Genomic DNA, 6,059 nt, shown 5'->3' on the forward strand with positions numbered 1-6,059 from the left:
TACGCGTTCATCGCCGGCATCCTCGACCATGCCTGCGCCCTGCAGGGCGTGATCGCCCCGACCGTCAACTCCTACAAGCGGACCGGCGCCACCGCGACCAGCTCCGGCGCGACGTGGTCGCCGCGGCACGCCACCTACGGCGGCAACGACCGCACCCACTACCTCCGCGTTCCGGACGGCAACCGCGTCGAGCTGCGCGGCGGGGACGGCTCCGCCAACCCGTACCTCGCTGCCGCCGCGACCGTCGCGGCGGGCCTCGACGGCATCGACCGCAAGCTCGATCCCGGCGCACCCGGCGGCACCCCGAACTCGGAGACGCTGCCGATGACCCTGCTGCACGCGATGGACGCGCTCACCGCCGACCCCGTCGTCACCGGCGCCCTCGACGCCGCCGGCCCGGGCGTCGCCGAGTACTTCGCCTCCCTCAAGCGGGAGGAGTTCTTCCACTGGCACAACACCGTGACCTCGTGGGAGATCGACAGCTACCTGACCGCCTTCTGACCCGTTCGGTCCGAACGGGCCACCGCGAACGACGACCTGTAAAGGAGAGACGACCCATGTGCGGAATCGTCGGGCTTCACCTGCGTGACGCCTCCCTCGCCCCCCGGCTGGGTGGCCTGCTGACCGGCATGCTCGGCCAGATGGTCGACCGGGGGCCGGATTCGGCCGGAGTCGCCCTCTACGGCGACCCCACCTTCTCCCCCGCCGGCCACGCGTCGGTGTCCCTGCTCGGCGCCGCCCCGGACGTCGCCGCCACCGCCGGTGCCGCACTCGGCGTGACCGTGACCGCGATCGACCTGGCCCCCACCACCGTGCTCCACGCGCCGGTCCCGGCCCAGTTGCTCGCCGACACCGTCCGCGCCGTCGACCCCGGTGCAACGATCATCGGCTTCGGCGACGACGTGACCGTCCTCAAGGGCATGGGCGATCCGGTGGCGCTGGCCGAGCGCTTCGGGATCCCGGCCGCCTCCGGCTGGCAGGGCGTCGGCCACACCCGCATGGCCACCGAATCGGCCGTCACCGCCGCCGGCTCGCACCCGTTCGCCGTCGGCCCGGACCAGTGCCTGGTGCACAACGGCTCGTTCTCCAACCACCTGTCGGTCAAGCGCGAACTCGAGGCCGAGGGTGTGGCATTCGACAGCGAGAACGACACCGAGGTCGGGGCACGGTTCGTCGCCAAGCACCTCGCCGAGGGCGCCGACCTGGAGAAGGCCCTGCGTCTGCTCGGGGAGCGCTTCGACGGGTTCTACACCCTCCTCGTGTCGACGTCCGACTCGTTCGCCGTCGTACGCGACCCGATCGCCTGCAAGCCGGCGATCGTCGCCGAGACCGACGCGTACGTCGCGATGGCCTCCGAGTTCCGGGCCCTCGCCGGCCTGCCCGGCATCGCGGACGCTCACATCTTCGAGCCCGAGCCGGAGCGGGTCTACGTATGGCACCGCTGACCAGCACCGACGCTTCCCCCATCTCTTCGACGCCGGAGACGCCCATGACCACCGAGACGCTGCGCACCGACACACTGCCCACCGACACGCTCCCCGCCACGGCGACGTACGACCTGGACGTCACCACCACGCGCGAACTGAACGCCGCACTGCAGGCCACCGAGGCCCCGGCCGCGGTGACCGTGACCAATCCCCAGGGCAAGCACGCCCTCGCGTGCGGGCTCGACCGGCCGATCGACGTGCGCATCGAAGGCCACGTCGGCTACTACGCCGCCGGGATGAACAAGCATGCGACCGTCACCGTCGCGGGCAACGCCGGGGTCGGGGTCGCCGAGAACATGATGTCGGGCACCGTGCGCGTCACCGGGGACGCCTCCCAGTCCGCCGGCGCCACGGCCCACGGCGGGCTGCTGGTGATCGAGGGCAATGCCGCCGCCCGCTGCGGCATCTCCATGAAGGGCGTCGACATCGTCGTCGGCGGCAGCATCGGCCACATGAGTGCCTTCATGGGACAGGCCGGACGGCTCGTCGTCCTCGGCGACGCCGGCGAGGCCCTCGGAGATTCGTTGTACGAGGCGCGCATCTACATCCGCGGCACCGTCGCCTCCCTCGGTGCGGACTGCGTCAAGAAGGAGATGCGGCCCGAGCACCTCGAGGAACTGCGCGAACTCCTCCGGGCGGCCGGCTTCGACGCCGACCCCGCCGAGTTCACCCGCTACGGCTCCGCCCGCGGGCTCTACCACTTCCACGTCGACAACGCCTCGGCGTACTGATCGCACCGCCCGCACCGCATCCCAGGAGACTCCCATGACCTTCCAGCCCGGACTTCGTGAGTCGGCCACCTTCGACCGCAACGTCATCCACGAGATCCAGCGTGCCGCCGAGACCGGCATCTACGACATCCGCGGATGGGGCGCCAAGCGCAAGCTTCCGCACTTCGACGACCTGCTGTTCCTCGGCGCGTCGATGTCGCGGTACCCGCTCGAGGGTTACCGCGAGAAGTGCGAGACCGACGTGGTCCTCGGCGACCGGCACGCGAAGTACCCGCTGCACCTCGACATCCCGGTCACCATCGCCGGCATGAGCTTCGGGGCGCTGTCCGGGCGGGCGAAGGAGGCTCTCGGGCGCGGCGCCAGCGAGGTCTGCACGTCCACCACCACCGGCGACGGCGGCATGACGCCGGAGGAACGCGGTCAGTCCAAGCACCTCGTCTACCAGTACCTGCCGTCGCGCTACGGGATGAACCCCGACGACCTGCGCAAGGCCGACGCGATCGAGGTCGTCCTCGGCCAGGGCGCCAAGCCCGGCGGCGGCGGCATGCTGCTCGGGCAGAAGATCACCGAGCGCGTCGCCGGAATGCGCACCCTGCCCGTCGGTATCGACCAGCGCAGCGCGTGCCGGCACCCCGACTGGACCGGCCCGGACGACCTCGCCGTCAAGATCATCGAACTGCGCGAGATCACCGGGTGGGAGAAGCCGATCTACGTCAAGGTCGGCGCAACCCGCACCTACTACGACGTCAAGCTCGCCGTGAAGGCCGGTGCCGACGTCGTCGTGGTCGACGGCATGCAGGGTGGCACGGCCGCCACGCAGGACGTGTTCATCGAGCACGTCGGCATTCCCACCCTCGCCGCGATCCCCCAGGCCGTGCAGGCGCTGCAGGAGATGGGAATGCACCGCACGCCCGGTGGCGTGCAGCTCGTCGTCTCCGGCGGCATCCGGTCCGGCGCCGACGTCGCCAAGGCCATGGCCCTCGGCGCGGACGCCGTCGCCATCGGCACCGCGGCGCTGATCGCGTTGGGCGACAACAACCCCCGGTACCAGGCGGAGTACGAGAAGCTCGGCTCGGCCGCCGGGTTCTACGACGACTTCCAGGACGGCAAGGACCCCGCCGGCATCACCACGCAGGATCCGGACCTGCAGGCCCGGTTCGATCCGGTCGAGGGCGGCCGCCGCCTCGCGAACTACCTGCGCGTGCTCACCATGGAGGCCCAGACCATCGCACGCGCCTGCGGCAAGTCGCACCTGCGCAACCTCGAGCCGCAGGACCTCGTGGCCCTGACCATCGAGTCGGCCGCCATGGCGCGGGTGCCACTGGCCGGCACCAACTGGGTGCCCGGCCAGGGCTTCTGAGCCGCTGCCCGCCTTCCACCGAGCGAATGTGCCTTACTGTCGGCCTGTCCGACGGTAAGGCACATTCGCTCGTTCCGTGTGCCTGCCCCTCGCACGATCGTCCACTGTCGGGAAACAGCACGTACAGTGAGGACATGAGCAGCCCCGAGCGCCCCGTACTGCACGACGCGCCGGGCCGGGAGGTCCCGCGGGACACCCCGACCGGGGTGGACCTGGAACGCGCCATCGCACAGGAGGTCCGCAAGTTGCGGATCGCCAGCGGGCTCTCCGTGGGCGACATGGCCGCGAAGGTGGGCATCTCCAAGGCGATGCTGTCGAAGATCGAGAACGCCCAGACGTCGTGCAGCCTCTCGACCCTCGCCCGCCTGGCCGCAGGTCTCGACGTACCGGTGACGTCGCTGTTCCGCGGCGCCGACGCGCAGCGCGAGGCGGTGTTCGTCAAGGCCGGCCAGGGCGCGGAGATCGTCGGCCGCGGCACCCGCGTCGGACACCACTACGAGTTGCTCGGCACGCTGCGGGGCCAGCACAAGCGGCTAGAGCCCGTGCTGGTGACGCTCACCGACGCGAGCGAGGTCTTCCCGCTGTTCCAGCATCCGGGGACCGAGCTGCTCTACATGCTCGAGGGCGAGATGGTCTACGGGCACGGCGAATCCGAGTACCGGCTCCAACCCGGCGACGCCCTGCTGCTCGACGGCGAGGGCATCCACGGGCCGAACGAGCTCGTCACCCTGCCCATCCGGTTCCTCGCGGTCACCGCGTACCCGGACAAACACCAGGACTGATCCCGCTCTCCACCACGAGCGGGGGGGTTTCCGCGTCGAGAGGGACACCGCCGCGGTGCATCGCGGGTGCAGGCAGCGGTAACCGCCCCCTCGTCGCGAGAATCTCCCGCTCGACGACGAACGAGGCCCCCGCCGTAGCGGGGGCCTCACCCGTTGTCGGTCCTCGGTCAGAGCTTCTCGGCTGCCGCCTTGGACGTGAGTGCCGTCGCCGCCTCCGCGACCGACGCCGCCTCCGTACGGGACGTGCCGGTGAAGCCCACCGCGTCGAGCACGTAGGCGGTCTCGCCGTGCACGACGACGTCGAGACCCTCGTACTCGGCCTCCGGATCGACGCGCAGGCCCATCACCAGGTCGAGACCCTTGGCGATGATCCAGGTGACGACGAAGGAGTAGGCCAGCACCGCGAGCACCGCGACGGTCTGGGTGCCGAGCAGGCCGATTCCGCCGCCGTAGAACAGCCCGGCCGCGCCGCTGGGAGCCTCCGGCACCGCCAGGAAACCGATGAGCAGCGTGCCGAGAACACCGCCGACGAGGTGGATGCCGACGACGTCGAGAGCGTCGTCGTAGCCCAGGCGGAACTTCAGCGAGATCGCGTAGCAGCACAGCGCACCGGCCAGGGCACCGACGACCAGTGCGCCGAGCGGCGAGACGGCACCGCAGGCCGGGGTGATCGCGACGAGCGCGGCGATGAGGCCGGACGCGGCGCCGAGGGTCGTGGCGTGACCCTCCCGCAGCTTCTCGACGATCAGCCAGCCACAGATGCCGGCGCACGACGCGGCGATGGTGTTGAGCACGACGACCGAGGCGTTGTTGTCCGCGGCGAGCGCGGAACCGCCGTTGAACCCGAACCAGCCGAAGAACAGGATGCCGGCACCGAGAACGGTCAGCGGAAGGCTGTGCGGGCGGGGCGGATTCAGGAACGAGCGCCGCTTGCCCAGGACGATGATGACCGCGAGGGCCGCGATGCCGGCGTTGATGTGCACGGCGGTGCCGCCGGCGAAGTCGACCGCACCGAGGGTGTTGGCGATCCAGCCGCCGACGACGGACCCGTCCTCGGAATCGAACGCGAAGACCCAGTGCGCGACGGGGAAGTACACCAGCACAGCCCACAGCCCGGCGAACACCATCCAGGCCGAGAACTTCATGCGGTCGGCAAGGGCGCCGCACACGAGGGCGACCGTGATGCCCGCGAACAAGAGCTGGAATCCGGCTATCAGCGCCGGCGGGAGTCCCGGTTCGGCCGGCGCCTCGAGCAGCTGGCCGAGCCCGAGATACTCGAGGGGGTTGCCGAGCAGTCCGGCACCGCCGAGCGAGTTTCCGAGCACCGCCGAGTAGCCGAACAGAACCCACAGAACTCCGACGAGCGCGAAGCCCGCGAACGTCATCATGATCATGTTGAGCGTGCTGCGGACGCTCACCATGCCGCCGTAGAACAGCGCCAGCCCGGGAACCATCAGCGAGACCGCCGTGAAGGCCGCGAGGATCCAGGCGGTGTCGGCGGCAGCGATTGCCTCTTCCATAGGTGTCCACCTTGTTCAGTCCCGAGGGATCGCCCCTCGTACGTGTCGCGGTGACTGTCTTATGTTGTTAATCACCGTCACCTGAGAGTGAACCCAGTGTGTAATCTGCGTGGGAGCCGCCGGTGAACTTCGTGTAACGGCGGGTCGCCCCCCGCCCCCCCCCCCCCCCCGCCCCCCCC

General features: G+C 70.3%; 5 protein-coding genes and 1 pseudogene. 5 read left to right on the plus strand and 1 reads right to left on the minus strand.

The window, feature by feature from the left end; all coding sequences use genetic code 11:
- The 5 genes and pseudogenes from CQZ88_RS31455 to CQZ88_RS20530 form a co-directional block, all read left to right on the plus strand.
- Nucleotides 1-501, plus strand: a pseudogene (locus CQZ88_RS31455) (type III glutamate--ammonia ligase); the annotation flags it as partial.
- A 56-nt stretch (nt 502-557) separates the two neighbouring features.
- Nucleotides 558-1,445 (plus strand): glutamine amidotransferase, encoded by an 888-nt coding sequence (locus tag CQZ88_RS20515; RefSeq protein ID WP_006937281.1) that lies wholly within the window; start codon nt 558-560, stop codon nt 1,443-1,445.
- A gap of 44 nt (nt 1,446-1,489) precedes the next feature.
- Entirely contained in the window at nt 1,490-2,218 is a 729-nt protein-coding gene (locus tag CQZ88_RS20520; RefSeq protein ID WP_373566472.1) for a protein glxC, read from the plus strand.
- 34 nt (nt 2,219-2,252) lie between these two features.
- A complete protein-coding gene (locus CQZ88_RS20525; protein ID WP_102800217.1) occupies nt 2,253-3,578 on the plus strand; it encodes an FMN-binding glutamate synthase family protein in 1,326 nt (441 codons plus the stop codon).
- 134 nt (nt 3,579-3,712) lie between these two features.
- On the plus strand, nt 3,713-4,360 hold the full coding sequence (locus CQZ88_RS20530; protein WP_029543111.1) for an XRE family transcriptional regulator: 648 nt from the start codon (nt 3,713-3,715) through the stop codon (nt 4,358-4,360).
- 167 nt (nt 4,361-4,527) lie between these two features.
- Here the strand turns inward: CQZ88_RS20530 and CQZ88_RS20535 are convergent, their stop codons facing one another.
- Entirely contained in the window at nt 4,528-5,880 is a 1,353-nt protein-coding gene (locus CQZ88_RS20535) for an ammonium transporter (protein WP_102800218.1), read from the minus strand.
- Nucleotides 5,881-6,059 lie beyond the last annotated feature (179 nt).

Source organism: Rhodococcus sp. ENV425 (genome assembly GCF_002887785.1).
GTDB lineage: Bacteria > Actinomycetota > Actinomycetes > Mycobacteriales > Mycobacteriaceae > Rhodococcus > Rhodococcus aetherivorans.

What these genes read in the sequence shown, in the direction of transcription:
- CQZ88_RS20535 (WP_102800218.1), bottom strand. Translation starts at nt 5,880, where the DNA reads ATGGAAGAGGCAATCGCTGCCGCCGACACCGCCTGGATCCTCGCGGCC.
- CQZ88_RS20520 (WP_373566472.1), top strand. Translation starts at nt 1,490, where the DNA reads ATGACCACCGAGACGCTGCGCACCGACACACTGCCCACCGACACGCTC.
- CQZ88_RS20515 (WP_006937281.1), top strand. Translation starts at nt 558, where the DNA reads ATGTGCGGAATCGTCGGGCTTCACCTGCGTGACGCCTCCCTCGCCCCC.
- CQZ88_RS20525 (WP_102800217.1), top strand. Translation starts at nt 2,253, where the DNA reads ATGACCTTCCAGCCCGGACTTCGTGAGTCGGCCACCTTCGACCGCAAC.
- CQZ88_RS20530 (WP_029543111.1), top strand. Translation starts at nt 3,713, where the DNA reads ATGAGCAGCCCCGAGCGCCCCGTACTGCACGACGCGCCGGGCCGGGAG.